Source organism: Pseudomonas sp. V98_8 (assembly GCF_029967975.1).
GTDB classification, from domain to species: domain Bacteria; phylum Pseudomonadota; class Gammaproteobacteria; order Pseudomonadales; family Pseudomonadaceae; genus Aquipseudomonas; species Aquipseudomonas umsongensis.
This window is the reverse complement of the sequence record NZ_JASCAE010000038.1, coordinates 13,559-38,752: the sequence shown is the minus strand read 5'-3', so window position 1 is coordinate 38,752 and position 25,194 is coordinate 13,559. Positions and strand designations below refer to the sequence as shown.

Here is a 25,194-nt window from a genome sequence, read left to right as displayed (position 1 = left end):
CTGCTCAAGCATAGTCGATCATGCAGGGTGATCCCGCGAGCCCCGCTACAGGGCGGTTGACCGTTCATCGAACGCTGTATTTCGTTGCTGTATCGCCATCATTACTGTGAACGTGCCCGAGGAGAAGACGTGGATTCCCGATTAAATGCTTTTCTTGAGCGTGCCGATGCCGTTCTGGCCCGTATCGAACCGTTGTTGCCCACCCCTCGGCAAGCCATCGACTGGACCCATTGCCTGGCTGCGCGCTGGCAGCGTGAGGGGCGCAGCGGTTTTCTGCTACCGCTGCAGGTCAGCCTGGACATGCGTCTGAGCGACCTCATCGGTGTCGACCGCCAGGTGGAGCAACTGGGACGAAATACCCGCCAGTTCCTCGATGGCCTGCCGGCCAACCACGCCCTGCTCTGGGGTTCGCGTGGCACTGGCAAATCGTCGCTGGTGCGCGCCTTGCTGGCTGAGCACGCCGAGGCCGGTCTGCGCCTGATCGAAATCGAGCGTGATCACCTGGCGGACTTACCGCGGGTGGTCGAGCAGATCGCCAAGCTACCGCAGCGTTTCGTATTGTTCTGCGATGACCTGTCGTTCGAGTCAGGCGAGGGCGACTATCGCGTGCTCAAAAGCGTTCTCGACGGTTCGCTCGAACAGGCACCGGACAACGTGTTGCTGTACGCCACCTCCAACCGTCGACACCTGGTGCCGGAAAAGGAAAGCGATAACGAAAACTGGAAACGGGTCGATGGTGAATTGCACCCCAGCGAGGCAGTGGAAGACAAGATCGCCCTGTCGGATCGCTTCGGCTTGTGGCTATCGTTCTATCCGTTCACCCAGGAGCACTTCCTGGATGTGGTCGAACACTGGATCGGTCAATTGGCCGACAAGGCAGGCCTGCCGTGGCAACGCACCGAAGAGCTGGACGTCCTTGCGGTGCGCTGGGCCACGGGGCGGGGCAATCGCAACGGACGTTGCGCGTATCAATTTGCCCGCTATTGGGTGGGGTTGAAACTGTTGGAGCACAAGGCATGATCGATTTACAAAAGAGCGGCCAGGGCCTCGAGGGCTACGGCATGCTGCACGCGCAGCTGGAGTCCTTGCTGGCGGATGAGCGTGATTTCATTGCCAACGCCGCTCAGTTTTCGGCGTTCCTGTTCAATCAACTCGAGGGCTTGAACTGGGCCGGGTTCTACCTCAATCGTGATGGGGAGCTGGTGCTGGGGCCGTTCCAAGGGCAAATCGCTTGCGTGCGGATTCCGTTCGGCCGGGGCGTGTGCGGGACGGCGGCGGCGACCTTGCAGACCCAGCGAGTCGAAGACGTGCACGCGTTTGCCGGGCATATCGCCTGCGACAGTGCGTCGAACAGCGAACTGGTCGTGCCCTTGGTCAAGGATGGTCGCCTGATCGGCGTGCTCGATCTCGACAGCCCGCAACTGGCGCGTTTCACTGCGCAGGATCAAGCCGGCATCGAGCAATTGGCCGCTATTTTCCTGCGCCTGACCGACTGCTGATCACGCTCTCAAGCCTGCCTTGACCAGCAGGCTTGGCGCATCCACTGCATCGACCTGCTCTGGGGCGAGGAAGCGTCGGGCGTACTGCAGGTAAATCTGCGCGTTGATGAACAGTTCGAACAACTGTGGGTCGATGTGGGCATCCCGGCACATGTTGGCCATGATGCCCAGCGCTTCACTCAGGGTCTTGGCTTTCTTGTAGGGACGGTCGGCGGCGGTCAGCGCCTCGAAGATATCGGCAATCGCCATCATCCGCGCCGGCAGGCTCATCTGCTCACGCTTCAAGCGTTTCGGATAACCCGTACCGTCCATTTTTTCGTGATGGCCGCCGGCGATCTCCGCGACGTTGCCCAGGTGCTCGGGGAAGGGCAGGTGGCTGAGCATCAGAATCGTTTGCACCATGTGGTGGTTGATGATGTAGCGCTCTTCGCGTGTCAGGGTGCCTCGGGTAATGCTCAAGTTGTAGAGCTCGCCGCGGTTGTACTTGTAATGCGGGACATCGAGCTTGAAACCCCAGGGATTGTCCTGGGCAATCACTTCGGCTTCGGTGCGTTCGAACAGATGCTCGGGCCGGTCCGCCAGCAACGTCTCGCAGACGGGCAGTGTGGGTGCGGGCGTGCGTGCCTGGCGCTGGTTCTCCTCCCAGGAAACACCCAGGCGGTCATCCAGGGTCCGCGTCCAGGTGCGTTGACCGATACGGCGCAGGCGTTGCAGATCGGCTTCGGCCATGGTCTCGCCGCCGAGGTTGCAGCGGGCGATGAAGGCGAAATCATCATCGAGCTCCGCCAAAGTGGCATCGCGCTGTTGCGCCAGGGGCTGCTCATCGCCACCTTGGGCAATGGCTTGCCAATAGTGGATCCAGGCATCGCGCTTGAGCACTTCGAAGCGGGTGCGTATTTCGTGGATTCGATCGTTCAGGGTTTCGAGCTTGGTGGCTTTGTCGACGACGTACTCCGGGGTTGTCACCTTGCCGCAGTCATGCAGCCAGGCGGCGATGTGCAGCGCCTCCCACTCATCGTCCGTTGGCTGGTAGCCGCTGAAAGCCGGGTCCTGGCTGGCTGCCGCAGCCTGGGCGAGCATCAGCGTCAGCGCCGGCACTCGTTGGCAATGGCCACCGGTATAGGGGCTCTTGGCATCTATCGCGCCGGCCAGCAGCTTGATGAAGGCGTCCAACAGCTTTTTTTGCCGGTCCTGCAAGCGATGGCTTTCAATACTCACAGCGGCGGCACCGGATACCGCCTGCAGGAATGCGATGCGGTCGGGACGCAGTTTGTCCAGGTCGCTCTCGTTGCCGCTGTCGGCCAGTAGAAACACCAGCAGGCCGACGGTTTCGTTGTGACGATTGTGTAAGCGGATGCCGATCAGGTGAACGCGGGGACAGGCCATTGCCAGCAGGACTTTTTGGAGATCCCCCGCCTGTTCGAAACCCAGGTGGGTGACAACGTTGTCGGCCGTCGACAGCTGCTGCAGCCAGGCGGGGCTGTCTGCGTCCTTGAATGCGTGTGCGCGAAGGTCGAATGAAGACAGGGCGTGTGCGGTGTCGTTGATCACCAGGCCCTGGGGTTCCATCAGGTCGCCATCCCCTTCGCGCAGGTAGATCAGGCCAGCCTGGGCCCGGCCGATCCTTACCGTTTCAAACAGCACCCGCTCCAGCAATGGGGCAAACCGGGTCTCGGCGCTCAGGCTGTCAGTGATCTGGAAAAAGCTCGCCAGGGTATCTTTCATCCGCTCCATGGACAGGCTTAGCTGGTCGACCTCAAGTACCGGAGAGCGACGTGTGGCCGGAAAGTTGAAATCGAAACTGCGAATGGCATCCGCTTCCTGCACCAGGGAGCGCAGGGGCTTGACCAGGATCCTGGACGTCAGCCAACCCAGTGGCACGCACAGCAGCAGGGTCGCCAGGGTAATCAGTGCGCCTTGCCAGCGCATGCGGTAGGCATCGACGAGCAGTTCATCTTCAGGTACCAGCATTGCCAGTTGCAGCCCCTGGGGGCCGCCTTCCTGCATGCGGCTACGCGCAACAATCCATTGACGACCCATGGCAGCCAGGCGATTACCCGGCGCAGGTGTGCCGAGCAGCGCCTGCAGGGCCGGGCTGAGGTCGGCGGCCTTGCTCAGGCGGGCGGTTTGATCGTCAACGATCAGGCGCCGGCTGTCGGGATAAGCGATGGCATTGCCTTGCGCGTCGAACAGCACGATCTCGGTAGCGGGCGTCACCACATGCTTGGCCAGTGTGGCCGAAAGCTCGGCCAGGGTCAGGTCGGCCGCGAGTACGGCATGCTCGCCGCTGCGCCGTGCCAGGGTGGTACCGACATTGTGGGTCGAGAAAAAAACGTAGGGTTCGGTGGTGATCTGGTCAGCGTTTTGGCTGGCGCTGATAAACCAGGCGCGGCCACGCGGATCGTAGGTTTCTTCCGGGTTGTCCTGACGGCTGACGAGCGTCAGCTCCCGATCAAAAAACAGGGATTGCGAATGGGCCTGGCCGTTGCTGTTTCGCTCGATACTCCAGACCTGGTAGACCGCGGTATCCGGGGCCTTGAGTAGCGCCTTCTGATCTGGGGTGCGCAGCGGGCGAACCATGAAGAAGTCACCGGTGTCGTACCCCACGTACAGCGAAGCCAGGTCGGGGTTGTCCTGGAGTGACTGACTGAAGGGCAGTAGCAGCGCCAGGCGCTGCTGCAGATCGGGCGCCTGGGTGGCGGGGGTAAGCGTCAACAGGCTCAGCAGGTGCCGAATCGGTTCATAGGTGGCGTGCAGGTCCAGGCGCACGTCCTGTTCAATTCGGCTGAACAGTTTTTCACTGCTCGACAGAATGATTTGCGTGGTTTGCTGATAGTTGAAAATGCCCAGCACGATCCCGGTCAGCAACAGCAGGCAAGTGAACATCACGCTGATATGAACGTGCAGGGGAAAACGGCGTTGATCCGGACGCAGTGGGCTGGGCATGCAGGTCACTCCATGATGGTTAACACACTGCTCCGCGTCCAAGCATAGTTAAGGCTCGCTCATTGTGCAGGGGGCGTTTGCTCGATCTGTTGCAGCAATGCCTGCTCCAGTTCGAGCAAAGCGTGCTCTACGGCGTCGCAGCATTCGCTTACTTTCTCGGGGGAGAAGGGGGCATGGCCGGCAGCCTCGAGCGCCTCGCAGCTGTCGATCAACCGAGTGGCCTGGACGATTCGGGCGGCGCCCTTGATTCTATGGGCAATGTCGCGATATGCCTGTGGGTCCCGTGTGCCTGACAGCGCCTGCAGGCTCTGTCGATCCAGGCGGTTGCTGTTCAACAGTTCGGTCAGCAGGCGCAGGTTTAACGTTGAATTGCCACCCGTCAACACATGCAAGCCTTGCTGGCTGAAGGCTGGTGCGGCGGCCGCGGGCTGGATGCCCTTGACCCATTGACCCAGGGCGGCCAGGGACAGTGGCTTGAACAGGCAGTCGTCCATCCCGGCCTGTTTGCAACGTTGAATCTCTTCCGGTTGAGCATTGGCGGTAAAGCCCAGGAGGGTGCAGCGCGGCAATTGTGTTTGCTGTTCATGTCGACGAATGGCTTGGGCCAGTTCGTATCCGTTCATGACCGGCATGTTGCAATCGGCGATCACCAGGTCAAATTTGTCGGATTTCCATGCGTCCAAGCCAGCCTGGCCATCTGCCGCGACGCTGAATCGATGGCCCAGTAACTCCAGCTGCTGGCACATCAGCAAGCGATTGGCTGCGTGGTCGTCGACCACCAGCACATTCAATGGGACCGTGGCGCAGTGGATGGGCGGCTCAGCTGTTTGCTCCCGTGATTGGCGAGGCAGTGCAGGTAACGGCAATGAAATCCTCACCCGGGTACCGACGCAAGGCTGGCTGCTCAACTGCAGGCTGCCGTTCATCATCTCGCACAGGCTGCGGCTGATTACCAGGCCAAGCCCGGCACCCCCCCTGGCCGACTGAGCAGTATTACCGGCCTGGGCGAACGGTTCGAACAGGCGTTGTTGATCCTCATGGCTGATCCCCGGGCCAGTGTCTTCGACCAGCAGCAGCATTTGAACCTGGTTGGGTTTATCGGTCAGGTGCAGGGCGACAATAATCCTGACCTGGCCATGCTCGGTAAACTTGATGGCATTGCTGACCAGGTTCGACAACACCTGCTTGAAGCGCAGGGGGTCGAGCAACACGTCGATCATCGGGTTGGCCGGATTGAATTCCAATTGCAGTTCGAGGCCCTTCTGTCGTGCCAGCCCATCGAAAATACGCGCCACTGACGCCACGATTTCCTCTGGATTGACCCGTTCCGGGTTCAGGCTCAGGTGGCCGGACTCAATGCGGGCAATATCGAGGATGTCCCCGATCAGTTCCAGCAGGTCCCTCGCCGAGTGGTAGGCCACATCAATGGCGGGACGATCCGGGTGCTGGTGGTCGATGCGTTTGAGCGTCAGTTCGAGCATGCCGATGATGGCATTCATCGGGGTGCGAATTTCATGACTCATGGTTGCCAGGAACGTACTCTTGGCGCGGTTCGCTTCGTCGGCACGTTCCTTGGCACAACGCAGGTCATCGAGCAATTGCCGCCGTTCGCTGATGTCGATCCAGCCACCAATGATGCCCTGGACCTCACCACTCGAGTCACGGTACGGAAGAATCCAGTGATAGATCGTCAATCGGCGGTCGCCAATGTGCAGCGCACGGTCAAGGATCATGGGCGTGCCCTCGGTCACGACACGCTGGTAATCGGCCTGGTACTCCCGGGCTTCGAAGGCGTTCCCGAGGGTGCCCTGGATCACGCTTTTGCCGATCACGTCTTCGCGTTTTGTGTTGAAGGTTCGCAGGTAACTGTCATTGCAACTTTGCAGCAGTCCTTGACGATCACGCACATAAATTGGATGAGGCGTGCCATTGACCAATGAACCCATGAATTCCAATTGATCGTTCAGCGCTCGCTCGGCCGCCCTGCGTTGATTGATCTGACGCCGCATGTAGGCGTTCCAGGTCACGGAGATCAACAACAGTAATCCCGCACCGATGACGATCTGATAGAACACCCGTTGATAATTGCGCCAGGTACTTTGCGAGGACGCCGAGTAGCCACGCCAACGGTTATTGATGACGCCCAGCTCCTGTGGCGTGATGCTCAACAGTGCCTTGTTGAGGATGTCATTGAGTTCCTTGGCATCGCGCCCGGTTGCCAGGGAGAACGCCGCCTGCCGGGTGCCGATGGTGGTGCTGATTTGCAGATCGGTTTCGAACAGTTGCGAGGCGATGAAGTAGTTGGCGATCACCAGCGAATTCACTGCGCCTTCCACCCGGCCTTCGGCGAGCATTTCTACCGCACTGAAGGTGTCCGGGGTCTTGATCAACCGGATCTGCGGAAACTCGCTGCGCAGATACTCGACCAGGGGATTGCCTCGGGCAATTGCCAGGCTCTTGCCCTTGAGCTGCGCAAGGCTTGTCGGACTGTCATGCGCCTTGCGTGTCAACAGGACGTAGGAGTTCTGCAGGTAGGGGCGGGTAAAATTCAGCAAGTTATCGCGTTTCGCGCTGGGGAGCAGCGCGGCGATCACGTCGGCCTGACCGGTCTTGATCCGCTCGATCATGTCGCTGTCGCTGCGGCTGCGCTGAATATCGAAGCGCAGGCCGGTACGCAACCTGATCAACTCGAGCAGATCCGCGGCAATTCCACGAAAGTTGCCGGCGCTGTCAAAAAAAGTCAGTGGCGCATAGGCCTCATTGACGACTACCCGGACCACCGGATGTTGCGCCAGCCAGTGTTCCTCATTGTAACTGAGCTCCAGTTTCTGGTCGGTGAGCAGGATATCGCTCCCGGCGCTCCAGCGCTTGGCGATGTTTTCCCGTTCGCTGGCGGGGATAGCCTTGAGCATCGTGTTGATGATGTCGAGCAGTTGTGGATTGGTCTTGTGCACCGCAAAACTGAAACCGTGGGCTTCGTGCCTACCGAAACTGGCCATGCGAATGTTGTTCAGATAGCCCTTGTTGATCATGTAGTGGGTTGAAATGGTGTCACCGAGAAAAACATCGGCCTGACCGAAAGCAACGGCATTGATCGCGTTCTGGTAGGAGGGGTAGGAGGTGATGATTGCCTTCGGATACAGGGCCTTTACCTCCTCCAGGGGCAGGTAGTGATAAAGCATGCTCAGCCGTAATCCGGACAGCCCATCATTGAGCGTGCGGGTTTCGCCTTCACGTGTCACCAGGACCGGTTGATCGACCGCATAGGGCCTGGAAAGCGCGATATGGTCATTGCTCGCCTCGAATCCGTTGGCGGTGCCCAGCAGGTCTACCTCGCCGTTTTCCAGTGCTTCGATTGCAGCTCCCCGGGAGGTGAAGCGCCGGACCTTGATGGGCAGGTCAAGCACCGTGCCAAGAATGCCCGCGTAGTCCGCAGTAAAACCTTCGTAGTCATGACCGCTGCTGGTCAGGTCGAAGGGGGGATAGTCGGGTGCTGAAGTACCCAGGATCAGTTCCTGTTTGCTCCGGGCCCAATGTCGCTGTGATTGATCCAGCTCGACTTTCAGGTGCAGGGGGGCTGAACGACTGAGCAGGGTGAGTTGCTCGGAGGCCTGCGCGGCGTGCAGCGAGGTGCACAGGCACAAGCTTGTAATCATGATCAGCAAATAGTCCTTCAAGCGACTGGGCATCCTGTGTCTCACACTAACAAGTTACGTTTTGCCATCTCGATGAGTTCAACCAGTGATTTGGCCTTGAGCTTTTGCATGAGTCGTTTTTTATAAGTACTGACCGTTTTGTTGCTGAGAAACATGCCCTTGGCAATTTCCTTGTTGTTGCGACCTTGTGCAAAAAGTTGCATGACCATGAGCTCCCTGTCATTGACTGACTTGAACAGTTCGAGTTCGGCGCACCGCGCTTCATCACCACGGGCAGGGTTCAAGGCTTCACTGGGGAAATAGTTGTAACCTGACAGTACCGCTTTAATGGCGCTCACCAGTTCGCTCAGTTCTTCCTGTTTGCAAACATATCCCGAGGCGCCGGATTGCATGCAGCGTATACCGAACAGTTTCGGGCATTGTGCGGTCAATACCAGGATTCTCGGGGGTGTATGCATGGCGTTGAAACGGGTCAGCACTTCCAGGCCATCCAGTTTGGGAATGCTGATATCGAGAATGACCAGGTCGGGCATGCATTCACGCACCATCTGCATGGCATCGACACCATTATCGGTTTCACCGACGACTTTGAAGCCCTCGTGCTCAAGCAACATACGAACGGCAAGGCGGATGACAGGGTGATCGTCGACGATAAAAACGGAGTTCATAATCAAATCCCATGCGAGCTCAGATAAAGCGCGCACCTTAGCTCAGATAGTTGATGTGCCGTATGAACTGACGGGTCTGTCGTGGCAATATAGGAAAGTTCCTACGTGCGAAAAGGAAATTACTTACGTGTCAACTGGTTTTTGGTGAGGTTAACGCAATTAGTGTTGCTGTTTAATTATGGGGCGCAGGCGAAAATTTGCAGGTCACGGATTTTTCATCTGGGCCTGTTCGGAGGGTGCGGAATAAGTTTCAACAGGCGACTCAGTTCGCATTGTTTCAAAGGTTTTATCAAGCAGCCAAGTAATGGCAGTCCATTGAGCAATGCCATCATTTCAAGTTCGCGCAGTTCGGTAGATGTCAGGCTACTTAAAAGTATCGCCTGCTTGATCATTCCCCGATGACTGGCAATTTTTATCAGGTCAATGCCGGATACTTCGGGCAGGCACTGGTCGCATAACAGAATATCGAACGGCTGTTCTGCCCTGAGCATGTGTTGCAATGCGCCTGTGGCACAGTCGCTGGTGGTTAAATGAATGAAGCCGTAACTCTCAAGCAGGCATTGAGTAGCCTTGAGCTGAAATGGGTGGTCTTCCACCAGCATGATGCGCAGACTGTCGTCGATCATATTATTCACGCTTCTTCTATCGGAACCGATAGGCGTGATTGTTTCCTGTCAAAATCGCGCATTCGATCAGTGCACTCGACAGATGCTGTAGGGGAATTCGGTGTTCGTTGAAAGTTATTTGAACTTCAGGACTGAACGGCCATTACCTGCGGGGTAATAGCCGCTCGACCAATAGTTTTCAGTGGCTGGAGCGTCCTGTCATCTCGAGAGCCATATGGCTGGCGTAGCTATCGGTCATGCCAGCGATGAAATCGATCATGCGCAGGAACGAGTTGTGCAGGGGGCCGTTCGGATCGGGTGCATTGTTGCCCAGCAGGTCGAGAACCCGTCGGCTCTTGAAGGACGGCGTTCGACCGTTGTGTTGCTCCAGTGCGGCACCGCAGAAAGCGTTGAGCAGAATTTCCAGGGTGGTGTAGGCACCGATTTCGTGCAGGGTCTTGCGTTTGTCCTGGAAGATTTTCTGCCGAGCCATGTCCTTTGCATTGAGGACACAGCGTTTGGCCGGGCCGTGCATATGCTCCACCAGGTCGCCAGGCAGGGAGCCGGCCAACAGTGCATCCTGTTGCTCGACAAAGGCGCGGGCCGCTGCGTTGGTCAGGTGCTCGATGGCCTTGCCCCGCAGGATCGCCAGTTTGCGTCGCCGCGAATCGTTCGGGCCGAGCAGGCGATAGGTTTGCGGTAAATCGTCGCCCACCAGATCCAGTAACAGGGACTCGACTTCGGCGTACTCCAGCAACTCCATTTCCAGGCCGTCTTCGAGGTCGATCAATGCGTAGCAGATGTCATCCGCGGCTTCCATCAGGTACACCAACGGGTGGCGTGCCCAGCGCTGCTCCTCAAGCTGTGGCAGGCCAAGTTTTTGCGCGATCTGTTCCAGCAGCGGCAGTTCGCTCTGGTAGCACCCGAATTTGTGCTTCTTGTACCCCAGAGAGTCGGCGTGCCTGGCTGTCCATGGGTATTTCAGGTAAGTGCCCAAGGTGGCATAGGTCAGCCGGGTTCCGCCGTCGAACTGGTGATACTCAAGCTGGGTCAGTACCCGAAAGCCTTGGGCGTTACCTTCGAAGTTGAGGAAGTCATTGCGCTGCGCTTCACTCATCGCATCCAGCCAGCCCCGTCCAGCGGCTTGCTGGAACCAGTGCCGAATCGCGTCTTCGCCGGAATGGCCGAAGGGTGGATTGCCGATGTCATGGGCCAGGCAGGCCGATTGGACCACCATTCCCAGATCACTGGGTTCACACCAGTCGGGCAGGGCGCTGCGGATGCTTTCACCGACGCGCATGCCCAATGAACGGCCTACACAGCTGACTTCCAGCGAGTGGGTCAGGCGCGTGTGGATATGGTCGTTGCTGTGGACCGGATGAACTTGAGTCTTGCGTCCGAGACGGCGGAACGCCCCCGAGAAAATGATGCGGTCGTGGTCTTTGTGAAAAGGACTGCGGCCCACTTCTTCCGGGCTGTACAGGGGCTTTCCGAGGCGTTCGCGGGTAAGCAGGGTAGGCCAATCCAAGGCTGGTTCTCTCCGTCAGGTGACTGATTGGCTAGCTTCCCGGTTCGCATCGTTACCTGCAAGTGTCACTACAGCCCCATGGCATCGATATCGATGAGCAGCAGGCGTTCGCCGTTGTCGAAAAATTGCCCGGCGGTGAGGCAGTACTGATTGCTGGTGGCGTCGCGATACGTATTGGAAAGGGTCAGCTGACACTCGTCCCAACCCTGCGCCAGCAGGTGATAGAAATACGGACGCCACGACCAGTTATGGCCCAGATAGCGGTTGTCGGCGACCCACTCGCTATTGCGCCACTCCAGGTTGGGCGTCAGCTGCGTACCGTGACGGTCGCACTGGTAGAAACGCAGTAGCCAGGGAAAGGCCTCCAGTCGTGGCAGGGCACTAAGGGGTGCCCTGGCCTGTGCCCAGGCCTGCAGGATCGCCATCAGCTCACTGAGTTGCTGGCGCATGATCTTCAGGCGACCGCGCTCGGCCAGCTTTTGCTCCACATAGCGCTGGCGCAGATGCGCAAAGCGCTCGACGAAGGCGTCAGCGGCAAAGAAATCCGCTTGTGCCCCGGCAAACAGAAACCCCTGGACGTAACGTGAGCCGCACTCCAGGGCGAAATTCAGTTGCGCTTCGGTTTCCACGCCTTCGGCAATGATCCAGCAACCGGTTTTTTCCGCCATTTGTGCAAGGGCCTTGACCACATCGCTGCTGGGTCCGCCCAGAGCCGCCGCCTGGAACAGGCGCATATCGAGTTTGAGGATGTCCGGTTGCAGCGCCAGTACCCGATCGAGCTGAGAGTACCCGGCACCGAAATCATCGATGGCAATCCGTGCGCCGGCTTGCCGATAGCGGGCCACCACGTGAGCCAGGCGCTGGACGTCACCACCCAGTTCGGTGATTTCGAAAACGATGCGTTGCGGGTCGACGCCGTGCTTTTGCAGCTGGCCGAGGCTGGGCAACGGTTGGTCCGGGCGCAGGCGGCTGATCCAGCGTGGAGAAATGTTCAGGCTGAGAAACCAGTCGCCGGGTGCTTCATGCAGGCGGCTCAGCGCGTTGTCGCGTAGCTGGCGGTCCAACCGACGCAGGGCAACGGCGTTGGTTCTGGGATCTGCGAACAGCGGCCCGACCGAAACCAGTTGGCCGTCCGCCCGGCGAAGGCGGCCCAAGGCCTCCACGCCGGCGATACCGCCGGTGGCGGTATCGATGAACGGCTGAAAGCAGGCGAGCGGTTGCCCGTCGATCACAAGGCCTCCTTGATGGATCTTGTTATTGGATAAAGCCCGGGCCACCGGATAGGCGCGCAGGATTGAACCCCTCGATGGAGAGGTTCGATCCCGTGGGTACTGCAAGAATGTAGCCAGATACTGACAGGGTCAGTGTTTACGCGAAGAACCTTGCAAGACCAGTTTGACCAGAGGCCCCAGCGTGGTGCCCAGGCGGACCAGTCGGGCCAGGCTACCCACGCCGTTGCCCTTCCTGGCGCCCTTGCCGCTCAGAAACCCCAGCAGGGTGACAGCGGCCACGCCCCACAGCGGGGCATGCTTGATGCCGAAACCGTCCTGCAGGTTTTGGGTCATTCCACGTACCCGCTGCAAGGGTTGCAGTAGTTGCGCGGATTCGTGGCGGATCTCCTGGCGATGCATTTCCATGCGCAGGCGTATCAGTGCCTTGCGCATTTCCGTGCGCGAGCTGTTTCGAGGCAGTTCAGGCAGGTTCATGGCAGCAGGCGCTCCCGATCATTGGCCAGCTCTTCCAGCGTGCCATGGAAAGGCGAGGACTCGTCGAAGATCGCCGCTCTCAGGCGCATGCCGCAGAAGACGCATGCCAAGGTGTAGAACACGCAAAGCGCGATGATGGCAGGCAAGCGGTAAGTGTCCCAAAACAGGATCAGCACCAGGGTGGACAACCCCACCAGCAACAATAAGGCAAACACCAGCGCCAGGCCTGCAAACAGCAACAGGCTCACAGTGCGGGCTTTTTGTTCCTGCAGTTCGATGCCGAACAGTTCGACATGGCTGTGCAGCAGTCCAAGGAAAGCGGCACCCAGGCGCCGCGGTGAGGAACTTGGGCCTGTCCCGGACGAGCCGGATTCATCGATGGCCATATCAGCGCCGAGTAGCTAGCAAGCCAATCAGGAAGCCCACGCCGGCCGCGATTCCGACCGATTGCCATGGGTTGGCCTGGACATAGTCCTCGGTGGCGGTCACGGCAGCCTTTCCGCGTTCGCGCAGGGAGTCTTCAGTCAGTTTCAAGGTTTCACGTGCACGCAGCAGACTGTCGTGGATCTGGTTGCGCAATTCATCGGCCTGGTCACCGGCCAGGGAGGCGGTGTGCTCCAGCAACCGTTCGGTATCGCTGACCAGTGTCTGAAAATCGCTCATCAAAATTTCTTGAGCAGTCTTTGCCTTGATGCTGGCCATTGGTGATCTCCATAAGTGGCGTCTGAATCGTTCGAGTATGAGCCTTGTGCGAAGGTTCAGTACAAATGACTGGTACAACTTTTGCTGTGTCGTGGTGCGTCAGCCCGCGCTGTTGCGCTGTTGCTGGGCAAGATTCCCGTAAAACCTTAACTCAAACAATCGAAACCCGCGCGAATGTCCCGGTCGTGATTGACCTTGATGAACCTGTGCTCCAAAACGGTTCATCGGTAGAGACGTGTTGAAGTCTCAACTTGGTGCATGGATTGCCCGCGCGAACTGCTTTGGTGCTTTTTTCAGCCTTAAGGTCTGCCTAATCCATGGAAAATCTGCAAAGCGCTGTGGACACCCTGGTCCATAGCTCCAATACCTTGTTCATCCTGATCGGCGCGGTCATGGTGCTGGCCATGCATGCCGGGTTCGCCTTTCTTGAAGTGGGCACGGTTCGGCAAAAAAACCAGGTCAACGCCTTGTCGAAGATTCTCAGCGACTTCGCTGTTTCGACCCTGGCCTACTTCTTTATAGGCTATTGGATTTCCTATGGGGTGACTTTCATGCAACCGGCGGCGGTGATCAACGCCGATCACGGCTATGGCCTGGTGAAGTTTTTCTTCCTGCTGACCTTTGCCGCGGCGATCCCGGCAATCATTTCCGGAGGCATCGCCGAGCGGGCCCTGTTCGTCCCGCAGTTGTGCGCGACGGCGTTGATCGTGGCATTCATCTACCCCTTCTTCGAAGGCATGATCTGGAACGGCAACCTGGGCCTGCAGGCCTGGCTGCTGGAGCATTTGGGCGCCAGCTTCCACGATTTTGCCGGTTCCGTGGTGGTGCACGCCATGGGCGGTTGGCTGGCGCTTGCAGCGGTGCTGTTGTTAGGGCCACGCAACGGGCGTTATCGCGAAGGGAAACTGGTGGCGTTCGCGCCGTCGAGCATCCCGTTTCTGGCATTGGGCTCGTGGATTCTCATCGTCGGCTGGTTCGGCTTCAACGTGATGAGCGCGCAAACCCTGCAAGGGGTCAGCGGGCTGGTAGCGGTAAACTCGCTGATGGCCATGGTCGGCGGTACGGTGGCGGCGCTGATTGTCGGGCGCAACGACCCGGGCTTTCTGCACAACGGTCCACTGGCCGGCCTGGTAGCGATCTGTGCCGGCTCCGACCTGATGCACCCGGTGGGTGCCCTGGCCACCGGTGCCATCGCCGGGGCGCTGTTTGTCTGGTGCTTTACGGCCGCGCAAGGCAAATGGCATATCGATGACGTGCTGGGCGTCTGGCCACTGCATGGTCTGTGTGGCGCCTGGGGCGGGATTGCCTGCGGCATTTTTGGCCAGGCGGCCTTGGGTGGATTGGGCGGTGTGAGCCTGCTCAGCCAGTTGATCGGCACTGCGCTGGGTGTGATGGTGGCGCTGGCCGGTGGCTTTGCGGTGTACGGCGTGATCAAGGCGTTCCATGGTTTGCGCCTGAGCCAGGAAGAAGAGTATTACGGCGCGGACTTGTCGGTGCACAAGATCGGCGCCGTCAGCCAGGATTAACCGTGGGTTCATTGGCTCGACGGCATTTCGGGGCAGGCCTAGAATAGGCTCTTAATTTTTTGGTAGAGCGCTCATGCTTCCTGAATGTCAGCTGTTCGGCACGCTTGGGTGCCATCTCTGTGAAGTGGCCGAAGCCATGTTGATGGAGTTCGTCGAGCGTGGCTTGCTGGTGGAGCTGGTGGACATCGCGGAAGACGAAACATGGTTCCAGGCCTACAGCCTGCGCATTCCGGTGTTGCGTCGGCTCGACACCGGCTCGGAACTGGGTTGGCCCTTTAGTCCCGACGAAGTGGTGGCCTTCTTGCGTGAATGATTTTGTTCCGCCCGTCGAACTTCAGGATCTATCCCCTTGGCTTAATTGGCGCGATTCGGATACTGTATGCGCATACAGTTATCCGGGTTGTTGCCTTGTCTGCGCTGATTTTCGGCTTTGAGCGGGGCAAATCCGGGCGAGAGAGGGTGATTCGTGGTCAATGTCGAACAATTGAAGAGCAGCGTTAACCGCATGTCGGTGGATGTAGTACGCGAAGCCGTCGCTGAATTGCGTCTGGACGGCTTGGTGACGGAGGGCAAGACGCCCTTCAACAAGCTGCATTTCAATACCTGTTTCGCTGAAATCGAAGCCTTGTTTCAGCGCGCTGGCTATCACCGGCAGCTGGATGTCGTGGGCTATCAGGGTTTGTTGTATGCACTGTATGACCCGGGTCGCTGGGAGGCGGTCGACGTGTTGCGCTGGCTCAAGGAGTACACCGAGGCAGCCGGGCGAGCGCAGATACCGGCTTGAGGATTCTGCGCTAGGTTCGCTTGCGTTGCTGTTGGATAATGCCGCTCTGCATTCAAGGTAAGAGCTTTTGTATGTCCACTTCATCTTTTTCTGCTGCACACAGCCAGGCCAGCACGCTGTACTTGCCGCCCGGCCCGTGGCAGACCGTTTTCGATTGCCTGTGCGAGCACTTCAGCGCCATCGGTCGTGAACAGTGGCTGGACAGAATCGCTCGCGGCCGCGTGCTCGATGGGCAGGGCGCGCCAATTGCCCTGGACCTGCCCTACAAGGAAGGCCTGCGGATTCACTATTTTCGCGAAGTGCCGGATGAAAAATCGATCCCGGTGGTCGAGTCGATCCTGTACGCGGACGAGCATCTGGTCGTGGCAGACAAGCCTCATTTCCTGCCCGTGACCCCGGCGGGAGAATACGTTGAGCAGACCCTGTTGCGCCGTCTTATCCGTCGACTGGATAACCCGCATCTGGTGCCTTTGCATCGCATCGACCGGCATACGGCGGGGCTTGTGCTGTTTTCAGCCAATCCGCAAAGCCGTTCGGCGTATCAATCGTTGTTTCCAACACGACAAATAGAAAAGCGCTACGAAGCTATTGCCCGGGCGTTGCCTGAATTGACGTTCCCCCTGGTGCACAAGAGCCGGCTCATCGATGGCGAGCCTTTCTTTCGCATGCAGGAAGGTCCGGGCGCGAGCAACACCGAGACGGCTGTCGAAGTCCGGGAGAAGAACGGTGATCTCTGGCGTTATGGCCTTTATCCGGTAACGGGCAAGAAGCATCAGTTGCGGGTGCACATGACGGCGTTGGGCGCGAGCATCTGCAACGATCCGTTTTATCCCCAGGTGCTCAAGGATGTGCAGGATGACTACGCCAACCCGCTGAAGCTGCTGGCCCAGGGCCTGAAATTTGTAGACCCGGTATCCGGCGAGGACAGGGAGTTCGAGAGCGCAATCACACTGCAATGGTGAGCAAGGGCGTCAAAAAAATCGAATTTGTGCGCAGCGCTACAGTCTTTTGATCAGGCGCCACGCATGTGGCGTCCGATGAACTCGGCGCAGCCGCATGGTTATCAGGCGCGCCGAGACCTCCCAAGCAAGGAGATTTTCATGAAACGCACTGTTTTCGCTGGAATGTTGATTTGCGCCGCCATGTTGTCCTCTTCCGTCTATGCCGCAGACAACGATCTGTGCACCATCAAGCTGCAGGAGCTCAAGGACAAGGTCACAAGCCTGCCTGCCACGTCCGAAAACACCACCATGGAAATCAAGCGGATGCAGGCCAGCGCTGAAGCGGCCCGGGCTGCCAAGGATGACAAGAAATGCATCACCGAAGCCACCCAGGCGCTGGCACGGGTGGATAAACTGAACAACGAGCCAAACCCGTAGCGCCGGGTTTTCGGTTGCATAAAAAATGCCCCGACAAGTCGGGGCATTTTCATGTATCCGGTAGTCACCGCGAAGATTACAACTCTTTGACGGTACGAACCTGATCCTTGTTGATGCGGTTTTGCTTGCCATCCAGTTGTTCGAATTCGTAGAAGCCCGAATCCTTGTCATAGCTTGGCGTATCGACGGCCTGGATTTCGCGACCGTCATTCAAAGTGATCACGGTAGGCGATGCGCAACCGGCGAGGGTAGCGAGGCCCAGTGCAAGCATGAAAGTGGCCAGGGTCCGTTGAGTCATGGAAGTGTCTCCGAAAATGAATTCTTTTGGTTGCTGGGGTTGAGACGTGAACAGCGCGTGCAAGTTCCTTGATACTCAGTCTGACACACCGTCTGGCATGCTTAATAGTTCCGGCGTATTAAGGTTTGCCAGGCGCGGATCGTTGTCGGGGCACTGCAATGCAGTAGCGCCCAGCCTGCGCATGAGTCGTCCCGGACTACGCTCCCCCTCCTTCCAGGCCGTTTCGAAATCAACGCGCAGGGCCAGGGGAATTACGCACAACAGGGGTTCCCAGTGATCGTCATGGCGCAGCATCAACGGTTTGTCGGGATGCTCGGCGGCGGCTTCGCGCATGCGGGTGAGCAGTGCGTTGTCGATGCGCGGGACATCACAAGGCAAGACTAGCAGGTGTGGATGCCGAGCAGCCTTCAGACCTGCAAGAATGCCCGCCAAGGGGCCCGGAAAGTCGCCTTCGTCGTCATGGACCAATTGATCGGCGTAGGGCGCGTACTTTTCCAGGTTCCTGTTGCAAGAAACGATCAAGTCATCGCTCAGAGGGCGCGTCTTGCGGTGCAAATGCGCAATCAGCGGCTCGCCGTGCCATTCCAGCAATCCTTTGTCCTGGCCGCCCATGCGTTGGCCACGGCCGCCTGCCAGGAGCAAAATGGAGCAGGGTGGCAACGCAGGATTTGAAGTCATGGCAGGCCTCCATGGGGGCGGCGAAAAATGGGGTCGCTGTGATATAACACCGGGCTGTTTCTCCTACAACTGGACGAGCCTATGAAAGCCAAGGCTGATGTACCTTTCGCACCGCTCAACATCGCGGTGTTGACGGTCAGCGACACCCGTACCCTGGAAACCGATACCTCAGGCCAGGTCTTCGTTGACCGCCTGACGGCTGCCGGACATAACCTGGCCTGTCGGGTCTTGCTCAAAGATGATCTCTACAAGATTCGCGCGCAAGTTGCCAACTGGATCGCCGACGACGTCGTACAGGTGGTGCTGATCACCGGTGGCACTGGCTTCACTGGTCGTGACAGCACGCCGGAAGCGGTGAGCTGCCTGCTCGACAAACAAGTCGATGGTTTTGGTGAGTTGTTCCGCCAGATATCGGTGGCGGACATCGGCACCTCCACCGTCCAGTCCCGCGCATTGGCCGGCCTGGCCAACGGCACGCTGGTGTGCTGCTTGCCGGGGTCGACCAATGCAGTGCGCACCGGTTGGGATGGCATTCTTGGCGAGCAGCTGGATTCGCGGCATCGCCCGTGCAATTTCGTGACTCACCTGAAACAGGCGGCACCCTGTGAATCCCGCGGGTAAGCCGGGCAAGACTGGCAGCCTGATGCCAGTCGAGGTGGCCCTCGCTCGCTTGCTGGAAATGGCGGACGCCTCACGAATTGTCGAGCGCGAGCGTTTGCCATTGGCGCAAGTCCAGGGCCGGGTGCTGGCCGATGATCTGCTGTCGTCCCTCGATCTGCCGCCGTGGCCCAATAGCGCGATGGATGGATATGCCCTGCGCGTGGCCGACTGGAACACAGAGCCGCTGGTCGTCAGTCAGAAAGTGTTTGCTGGCCAGGCCCCTGTTGAGTTGACGCCGGGCACCTGTGCACGAATCTTCACCGGGGCACCTGTGCCACCCGGTGCAGATTGCGTCGAGATGCAGGAGAACGCCGAAGTCCTGGGGGATGAACGTGTACGTTTCACCGAAACCCTGATCATCGGGCAGAACATTCGTGCGCAAGGACAGGAAACCACCGTTGGCGAACTGATCCTGCCCGCAGGAACACGGCTGGGGCCAATCGAACAAGGCCTGGCAGCCTCGCTAGGGTGTGCCGAGCTGGAAGTGATTCGCAAGGTACGCGTGGCGGTACTGTCCACTGGCGACGAATTGATCGAGCCAGGCCAGGCGTTGGGGCCAGGGCAAATCTACAACAGCAACCGCGTGTTGCTCTGCAGCTGGTTGCAGCGCCTGGGTTGCGAGGTCATTGATGCCGGAATTCTGCCGGATGACCTGGATACCACGCGCACACGCCTGGGCGAGTTGGGGGATGTCGACCTGATTCTCTCGACCGGTGGCGTATCGGTGGGGGAGGCCGACTTTCTGGGTATCGCCCTGAGAGAAGAGGGCGAGCTGGCGCTGTGGAAACTCGCCATCAAACCTGGAAAACCCCTGACTTTCGGGCATTTTCGTGGCGTACCGGTGATTGGCTTGCCAGGCAACCCCGCCTCGACCCTGGTGACCTTTGCCTTGTTGGCAAGGCCTTATCTGCTGCGGCGCATGGGTGTCCTGGAGGTGGAGCCTCTGAAGGTGCAAGTGCCAGCTGGGTTCGACTGGCCCAAGGCCGGCAACCGACGCGAGTACCCGCGCGGTCGGCTGCAGAACGGCCGGGCCATCCTCTACAGCAATCAGAGTTCCGGTGTGCTGCGTAGCGCGGCCTGGGCCGATGGATTGGTCGAGGTCATGGAGGAGCGAACACTGGTGCCAGGCGATGTCGTCTACTTCATCCCGCTGAGCGAAGTGTTGGGCTGAGCCTGGCCGCCGCCAGGCGTGCAAGCCCGGTCGATCGCGCCGGGTTTTGCACCCATGCCCGGTCAATGGGCCAACAGCAGTAGTACCACCTGATCAAAACGGCTGTTGGCGATCCAGCCCAGCAGCCCCAGGACTACGGCTGTTCCGACCGCCGAATAGGCGAGCCTATGCCTGACGGACTTGATGTCACTGCGAATCTTTTCCAGGTCGCTGCGCAGGGTGTCCAGTGTCTCAAGCTCGTTGAGGCGATGTGGCATATCAACTTCTCCGCTGGATTTTGCATCGCTGACGAATTCAGCTTGATGATTGGCCCGTTTCATTGCGAGCGGCATCACCGGAACCACCGGTGACCTGGTGTCATGTTGTTGCATTGCACATCCTTGTGTCTGTCCTGCTGATGACTGAAAACCGCTGACACAAAAGTGGACCAATCGTCATTTCTGGTCAATTGAGCCGTTTCCTCACGTTTTGTAAGAAAAATCTCCTTATTGAACTCAAGTGTAAATAATTCAGTTTTTTGCGACTTTTCCGCAGGGAAGCAAGGTCACATGTCTCATACGCCTTCAATAATGGGAGTGACGACAATGAGCGAACGCAAGGCGCTGTTGATTTTGCATGGCAAGCAGGCGCTCAACGAAGCGGTTCGGGCCGCCGTCGACAGCAAGCGTGAACAAGGCTGGGAGCTGGCCGTTCGATTGACGTGGGAGGCCGGGGATGCGCAAAGGCTGGTGGGTGAAGCGCTGGATGCAGGTTATCGGCAAATCATCGCCGGTGGCGGCGACGGTACCCTGCGCGATATCGCTGAAGCGATGGCCGGACAGGCGCAGCAGGCCAGCCTGGTATTGATGCCGCTGGGAACCGCCAACGATTTTGCCCGTGCTGCCGGTGTTCCACTGGAGCCGGATGAGGCACTGGCGCTTCTGGACGTTGCCCCCAGTGCCATCGACCTCGGGGAGGTCGGTGGGCAGGTATTTCTGAACATGGCCACTGGTGGTTTTGGCAGCCAGGTTACGGCCAATACCTCCGAGGAACTGAAAAAGGTTTTAGGCGGGGCGGCGTATCTGTTCACCGGTTTGTCGCGGTTCAGTGAGTTGCATGCCGCCTATGGTGAGTTACAGGGGCCTGATTTCCACTGGAGTGGCGAGTTGCTGGCTCTGGGGATCGGCAATGGCCGGCAGGCGGGCGGTGGGCATCTGCTCTGCCCGCAGGCCCTGGCTGACGACGGGATGCTCGACATCAGTATTTTGCCAGCGCCGCAGGAGCTGCTCAGCACCTTGAAAGACCTGCTGGCCGATGGCTTCGGAATCGACAACATGTTCGTTCGTGCTCGCCTGCCATGGGTTGAGATCAAGTCCTCGGAGGGGCTTTACATCAACCTTGATGGGGAGCCGCTCGAGGGTGACAGTCTGCGTTTCTCGGCCCGGCCGGCAGCGTTGTGGGTGCATTTACCCGAGCAGTCACCCTTGTTGAGCAAAGCCTGCGCTGTCAGTCATCCAGACTGATGATTTGCTCTCGGACGGCGAATAATACCAGGCCGGCCACGTCGAAGATCTGCAAGCGCTTCATGACTTGCGAGCGATGGGTTTCGACCGTCTTGACGCTCAGGCCCAGGCCGTTGGCGATTTCCCGGGTGGATTTTCCGCGCACGATCAGCCGCAGGATTTCCAGTTGGCGAGCTGTCAGGTTGTGCGAGTCTGCCGGCTCTACCGGGTTTTTCTGGGTCCGGTTCAATGCCTGGGTGATCACGGTATGGGCGATGGCCGGGCTCAGGTAGCGCTCATTGTTACGCAGGGCGTGCAGCGCGTGTTCCAGTTCGGTGGCCGTGGTGTCCTTGAGCAGGTAACCATGGGCGCCCGATTCCAGGGCCTGCATGATCAGGGCCGGGTCGGTGTGCATCGACAGGATCAGCACTTTGGCCTGCGGGCGGACCCGCTTGAGTTGCTGCAGGGCTTCGAGGCCGCCTGTCTGCTTCATGGAAATATCCAGCAGCACGATATCAGGCGACAGTTGCTGGACCATGTCGAGCAATTGCGAGCCATCATTGGCCTCGCCAATAACCGCATAGCCAGGAAGATCCAGCACCAGGGCGCGTACGCCTGCCCTGATCAGCGAGTGGTCATCCACCAGAAGTAAGTTACAAGTCAATGCATAACCTTATTCGGACTGGCCCGTTCGAACGCACGCGGCGCCCATGGGAAGAGGGCTTCGATTTGAGTGCCTTTGCCTGGCTCGCTGGTCACGGTCAGAGTGCCACCCAGTTGTTTGATCCGTTCCGACATCCCGGCCATTCCGCGTTGTCCCTCACGCCCCGGGTCGGTGGCGGGCGCGAACCCCAGGCCATCGTCACTGATCATCAATGTCAGGCCCTGGGGCAAACGCTGCAGGCAGACCAACAGGTTTTGCGCTTGGGCATGGCGCAGCATATTGGTGACGGCTTCCTGGGTAATACGAAAGGCCGCCACCGCTATTTCTTCCGGGATGCCGGTCAGTCGTTGATGGCATTCCAGGCTCCAGTGCACCGAAGTGTTGCTCAGCGTCTTGAGCAAATGCGCCCGCAGGCTGGCTTCCAGCCCAAGGCTGGTCAGTTGCCGGGGGTTAAGGATGGCCGATACATCGCGAACCTTGGCCAGGGTTTCCTCGAGCGTGTCGCACAGCACCGAGCACTGCGCCTGGAGGTCTTCGGGCATCCTGCGCTTGAGCCAGTCACTTTGGAGTTTTGCCGCCGTCAGCAACTGGCCGATGTCGTCGTGCAACTCCCGACTGAGGCGGTGGCGTTCGTTTTCCTGGACTTGCAGCAGCCGATCGGCCAGCTCCTGGGGCTGGAACTTGATCGACTTGCGTGACAGGCGGTACTGCACCCACACGCAGCCCAGTGCAGCACTATCGAGTATCAGCAGGCCCAGCGGCAAGCGCGTGGACAGGCTGTAGACCAGCAGGCTGCCGAGCGTCGAACCGACACACAGCAATAACGTGAACCGACGTGCGTTTTCTCGGGAGGGTGGCCATTTGGCAATTGACTTGAGGCTGGCGTACATAGCGGATGGAGCCAATGGATGTTCGCTGCGGGCTGATCGGTCATGCTCGCTGACAGATCGATGATTTTTATGGTCAGCTATCGATTTCAACTGAATTTTGTATAAGAAAATCAGAGTTTTGTATAAGAAATCAGGCCTGCAACTTGTTGGCTGCAATCGTTGCCGTTAATTGACGTCAACTAATGGGCGGCATAATACCACTTCGGATACCGTTGGTCGCGCCTGTGATAAAGATCCAGGAGGGCAGGACATAGCGCGCAGGAATGGGGATATCGTCACGCAGGGTTCGATTATTCAGGTCGTTACATATCCGAAAAGTCGGGTCAGGCAGACAAATACTTGTACAAGCAATAGTTACTTGTTTCGAGTGTCGCTGATCGATATGAAGTATTCAATTGCGACATTGATTCTAGTGATGCAGTTCTCTATTGCCGCTGAATTGTACTTGCAAAAAACTAAGCCTGTCGCTCCGAGTAAGAGAGGAGCGTGAACGGCGTGGAATTAACTGGCGGACGAAACTGACTCTGGCCGACCTGGAACGCAAAAGCTTCGATCAGGGTGGTCTGTTCGGTTTCATCAAGGCTGAGCTGTCCGGTGTTCTGGTCGATCAGCTCAAGTTGCCAGGCGATCAGCGTCAGGCAGTCCTTGAGCGCGTCCAGGGCTTCGTCGTGCAGTTCCATGTGGTTCAGGGCGTGATTGAGCAAACCATGAATATGCAATGAAAACTCTGACACCGCGGCGAGAGCGAGGGCGTCGGCCTTGCTGGCGAGCTTGAGCAGGGTGCTGAGCAAGCAGTCAATGGCGTCCGGGTCGTTGCTGATCAATTGCAGATGACTCAGGCATTCCTCGGTCCTGGCCAGGAGCGTTTCAGCCTCGACGATAAACTCCGGAATACGCTTTGCCCACTCTTTACGATTGTTCGGCATGCTTATCTCCACAACATCATGTCAAATGAGGAGGGTGTCGTGTCTTGAGTTCGCGCTCTGAACGGCTCAAGTGCGGGCTGGACGCTTGAGAGGGTGGCTGGCCACTGGTTTGCGATCGCACACAAATGCCCGACTCCACTTCATGCAATGAGAATGGCGTCACATTAATGGCTATTGGATATCGCGAATATCAGGTTGCACCTGATTGTTGCTAGGGGAATCCCTTATGTGACGGAACTCATCGCACGAACTGTGGTCGCGGCGAAGAGAATGCAGCAGATGAAATAACAGCGCCAGTAAAGCATGATGTTAATGTGACATCAATGCAGGGCGTGGCATTTGCCAAGGGGGTCAAGGTCCAGCGAAAACCGCCGATAACCCTCTATCCAGTGAATTCATCCGAACAAGCCCAGGAGTCATCGATGGCCGGCATTCTCGATACGGTAGACCAACGAACGCAACTTGTGGGTGAGAACCGCCTGGAAATTCTCATGTTCCGGCTTGCCGGGCGGCAACTGTTCGCGATCAACGTGTTTAAAGTGCAGGAAGTCCTGCAACTGCCGAAGCTGACTTTGATGCCCCAGCGGCACCCGTTCGTTTGCGGCGTGGTCAATTTGCGCGGCCAGACCCTGCCGGTCATCGACCTGTCCCAGGCAATCGGGATGCGTCCTTTGGTGCCAGGTCCTGGCAGCACGATCATCGTTACCGAGTACAACCGATCGGTTCAGGCCTTCCTGGTCGGTGGGGTGGACCGCATCGTCAATATGAATTGGGAAGCCATCCTGCCGCCGCCCAGCAGTGCTGGTCGGCAGCATTACCTGACTGCGATCAGCAAGGTCGATGATCAGCTGGTGGAGATCATCGACGTCGAGAAAGTCCTCGCCGAAATCGTGCCTTACAGCGCCAAGGTCTCCCGGGAAAAACTCGAGGATCCAGTGCTGGAACGCGCCCGTGGCCGCGAGGTGCTGCTGGTGGATGACTCGAATGTGGCCCTGGCGCAATTGCGCGATACCCTGGGGCAGTTGGGTGTGAAGATGCACATCGCCAGCGATGGCCTTAAGGCCTTGAACATGCTCAAGGCCTGGGCGGATACCGGCGTCAATATGACCGACAAGCTGCTGATGGTATTCACCGACGCGGAAATGCCGGAAATGGATGGCTACCGGCTGACCACCGAAATCCGCAACGATCCGCGACTGCGTGGCCTTTATGTGGTGCTGCATACGTCCCTGTCCGGCAGTTTCAACGAATCGATGGTCAAGAAGGTTGGCTGCGACAACTTTCTCTCCAAGTTCCAGCCGGACAAGCTCGTTGATGTGGTGCGCCAGCGCTTGATGCTTGATGCGGTACCGGCCTGACAGCCGGTCAGGATTTTTCGGCTGCACCCGTCCCTGTAGGAGCGAGCATGCTCGCTCCTACAGGCTTCT

Annotated in this window: 26 protein-coding genes; 11 read left to right on the top strand and 15 right to left on the bottom strand. The window is 58.5% G+C overall.

Annotation, left to right across the window (positions count from 1 at the left end; translation table 11 throughout):
* Nucleotides 1–129 precede the first annotated feature (129 nt).
* Together QLG10_RS10990 and QLG10_RS10985 are read left to right on the top strand one after the other, a co-directional pair.
* Nucleotides 130–1,020, top strand: a complete 891-nt coding sequence (locus QLG10_RS10990; protein ID WP_110749670.1) for an ATP-binding protein — start codon at nt 130–132, stop codon at nt 1,018–1,020.
* Nucleotides 1,017–1,499: a GAF domain-containing protein gene (locus tag QLG10_RS10985; protein WP_020796807.1), complete on the top strand. Its 483-nt coding sequence runs from the start codon at nt 1,017–1,019 to the stop codon at nt 1,497–1,499. Before QLG10_RS10990 ends, QLG10_RS10985 begins: the two co-directional genes overlap by 4 nt.
* On the opposite strand, the gene QLG10_RS10980 is transcribed toward QLG10_RS10985, so the two are convergent.
* The 9 genes from QLG10_RS10980 to QLG10_RS10940 form a co-directional block, all read right to left on the bottom strand.
* Nucleotides 1,500–4,445 (bottom strand): HD domain-containing phosphohydrolase, encoded by a 2,946-nt coding sequence (locus tag QLG10_RS10980; RefSeq protein WP_282487331.1) that lies wholly within the window; start codon nt 4,443–4,445, stop codon nt 1,500–1,502.
* A gap of 59 nt (nt 4,446–4,504) precedes the next feature.
* Nucleotides 4,505–8,134 (bottom strand): transporter substrate-binding domain-containing protein, encoded by a 3,630-nt coding sequence (locus QLG10_RS10975; protein WP_282487330.1) that lies wholly within the window; start codon nt 8,132–8,134, stop codon nt 4,505–4,507.
* Nucleotides 8,135–8,142: 8 nt separating this feature from the next.
* Nucleotides 8,143–8,769 carry a response regulator transcription factor gene (locus tag QLG10_RS10970; protein ID WP_110749658.1) on the bottom strand — a complete coding sequence of 209 codons (627 nt, stop codon included), beginning with the start codon at nt 8,767–8,769 and terminating at the stop codon, nt 8,143–8,145.
* Between the two features lie 215 nt (nt 8,770–8,984).
* Entirely contained in the window at nt 8,985–9,395 is a 411-nt protein-coding gene (locus QLG10_RS10965) for a response regulator (protein WP_110749656.1), read from the bottom strand.
* Between the two features lie 178 nt (nt 9,396–9,573).
* Complete coding sequence (locus tag QLG10_RS10960) at nt 9,574–10,902, bottom strand: deoxyguanosinetriphosphate triphosphohydrolase (protein ID WP_020796813.1); 1,329 nt, start codon at nt 10,900–10,902, stop codon at nt 9,574–9,576.
* 68 nt (nt 10,903–10,970) lie between these two features.
* A complete protein-coding gene (locus QLG10_RS10955) occupies nt 10,971–12,134 on the bottom strand; it encodes an EAL domain-containing protein (protein ID WP_110749652.1) in 1,164 nt (387 codons plus the stop codon).
* 129 nt (nt 12,135–12,263) lie between these two features.
* The gene (locus QLG10_RS10950) at nt 12,264–12,608 is read right to left on the bottom strand and encodes a hypothetical protein (RefSeq protein ID WP_179054607.1); all 345 of its coding nucleotides are present in this window, start codon (nt 12,606–12,608) and stop codon (nt 12,264–12,266) included.
* Nucleotides 12,605–12,994: a phage holin family protein gene (locus QLG10_RS10945; protein ID WP_020796816.1), complete on the bottom strand. Its 390-nt coding sequence runs from the start codon at nt 12,992–12,994 to the stop codon at nt 12,605–12,607. The genes QLG10_RS10950 and QLG10_RS10945 overlap by 4 nt, the downstream gene beginning before the upstream one ends.
* 1 nt (nt 12,995) lies before the next feature.
* The gene (locus QLG10_RS10940; protein ID WP_282487329.1) at nt 12,996–13,310 is read right to left on the bottom strand and encodes a YqjD family protein; all 315 of its coding nucleotides are present in this window, start codon (nt 13,308–13,310) and stop codon (nt 12,996–12,998) included.
* Between the two features lie 317 nt (nt 13,311–13,627).
* Here QLG10_RS10940 and QLG10_RS10935 point away from each other — a divergent pair, with 317 nt between their 5' ends.
* The 5 genes from QLG10_RS10935 to QLG10_RS10915 all read left to right on the top strand — a co-directional run bounded on the left by QLG10_RS10935 (nt 13,628) and on the right by QLG10_RS10915 (nt 16,999).
* Nucleotides 13,628–14,836, top strand: coding sequence for an ammonium transporter (locus tag QLG10_RS10935; RefSeq protein ID WP_282487328.1), 1,209 nt, complete (start codon nt 13,628–13,630; stop codon nt 14,834–14,836).
* A gap of 73 nt (nt 14,837–14,909) precedes the next feature.
* On the top strand, nt 14,910–15,149 hold the full coding sequence (locus QLG10_RS10930) for a glutaredoxin family protein (RefSeq protein ID WP_110749647.1): 240 nt from the start codon (nt 14,910–14,912) through the stop codon (nt 15,147–15,149).
* Between the two features lie 153 nt (nt 15,150–15,302).
* Nucleotides 15,303–15,620 (top strand): hypothetical protein, encoded by a 318-nt coding sequence (locus QLG10_RS10925; RefSeq protein WP_020796820.1) that lies wholly within the window; start codon nt 15,303–15,305, stop codon nt 15,618–15,620.
* 71 nt (nt 15,621–15,691) lie between these two features.
* Nucleotides 15,692–16,582 carry a pseudouridine synthase gene (locus QLG10_RS10920; protein ID WP_110749645.1) on the top strand — a complete coding sequence of 297 codons (891 nt, stop codon included), beginning with the start codon at nt 15,692–15,694 and terminating at the stop codon, nt 16,580–16,582.
* Between the two features lie 138 nt (nt 16,583–16,720).
* Nucleotides 16,721–16,999 carry a hypothetical protein gene (locus QLG10_RS10915; protein WP_020796822.1) on the top strand — a complete coding sequence of 93 codons (279 nt, stop codon included), beginning with the start codon at nt 16,721–16,723 and terminating at the stop codon, nt 16,997–16,999.
* Between the two features lie 76 nt (nt 17,000–17,075).
* Here the strand turns inward: QLG10_RS10915 and QLG10_RS10910 are convergent, their stop codons facing one another.
* Nucleotides 17,076–17,297 carry a YgdI/YgdR family lipoprotein gene (locus QLG10_RS10910; protein WP_020796823.1) on the bottom strand — a complete coding sequence of 74 codons (222 nt, stop codon included), beginning with the start codon at nt 17,295–17,297 and terminating at the stop codon, nt 17,076–17,078.
* Between the two features lie 75 nt (nt 17,298–17,372).
* On the bottom strand, nt 17,373–17,975 hold the full coding sequence (gene mobA / locus QLG10_RS10905; RefSeq protein ID WP_248678872.1) for a molybdenum cofactor guanylyltransferase MobA: 603 nt from the start codon (nt 17,973–17,975) through the stop codon (nt 17,373–17,375).
* Between the two features lie 81 nt (nt 17,976–18,056).
* Between mobA and moaB the strand changes: the two genes are divergently transcribed.
* Both moaB and glp read left to right on the top strand, forming a co-directional pair.
* Complete coding sequence (gene moaB, locus QLG10_RS10900; RefSeq protein WP_020796825.1) at nt 18,057–18,596, top strand: molybdenum cofactor biosynthesis protein B; 540 nt, start codon at nt 18,057–18,059, stop codon at nt 18,594–18,596.
* The gene (glp, locus tag QLG10_RS10895) at nt 18,580–19,806 is read left to right on the top strand and encodes a gephyrin-like molybdotransferase Glp (RefSeq protein ID WP_282487327.1); all 1,227 of its coding nucleotides are present in this window, start codon (nt 18,580–18,582) and stop codon (nt 19,804–19,806) included. The genes moaB and glp overlap by 17 nt, the downstream gene beginning before the upstream one ends.
* A gap of 62 nt (nt 19,807–19,868) precedes the next feature.
* On the opposite strand, the gene QLG10_RS10890 is transcribed toward glp, so the two are convergent.
* On the bottom strand, nt 19,869–20,177 hold the full coding sequence (locus QLG10_RS10890) for a hypothetical protein (protein ID WP_110749639.1): 309 nt from the start codon (nt 20,175–20,177) through the stop codon (nt 19,869–19,871).
* Between the two features lie 213 nt (nt 20,178–20,390).
* On the opposite strand from QLG10_RS10890, the gene yegS reads away from it, so the two are divergent.
* Nucleotides 20,391–21,308, top strand: a complete 918-nt coding sequence (gene yegS, locus QLG10_RS10885; protein ID WP_188263782.1) for a lipid kinase YegS — start codon at nt 20,391–20,393, stop codon at nt 21,306–21,308.
* Here the strand turns inward: yegS and QLG10_RS10880 are convergent.
* From QLG10_RS10880 to QLG10_RS10870, 3 genes are all read right to left on the bottom strand, one after another.
* Nucleotides 21,292–21,951: a response regulator transcription factor gene (locus QLG10_RS10880; RefSeq protein ID WP_110749635.1), complete on the bottom strand. Its 660-nt coding sequence runs from the start codon at nt 21,949–21,951 to the stop codon at nt 21,292–21,294. The two genes, yegS and QLG10_RS10880, sit on opposite strands and share 17 nt — an antisense overlap.
* Nucleotides 21,948–22,841, bottom strand: coding sequence for a sensor histidine kinase (locus QLG10_RS10875; protein ID WP_188263824.1), 894 nt, complete (start codon nt 22,839–22,841; stop codon nt 21,948–21,950). Before QLG10_RS10875 ends, QLG10_RS10880 begins: the two co-directional genes overlap by 4 nt.
* Before the next feature lie 455 nt (nt 22,842–23,296).
* Nucleotides 23,297–23,767 (bottom strand): hypothetical protein, encoded by a 471-nt coding sequence (locus QLG10_RS10870; RefSeq protein WP_188263784.1) that lies wholly within the window; start codon nt 23,765–23,767, stop codon nt 23,297–23,299.
* Between the two features lie 422 nt (nt 23,768–24,189).
* Here QLG10_RS10870 and QLG10_RS10865 point away from each other — a divergent pair, with 422 nt between their 5' ends.
* A complete protein-coding gene (locus QLG10_RS10865; RefSeq protein WP_188263785.1) occupies nt 24,190–25,125 on the top strand; it encodes a chemotaxis protein CheV in 936 nt (311 codons plus the stop codon).
* Nucleotides 25,126–25,194 lie beyond the last annotated feature (69 nt).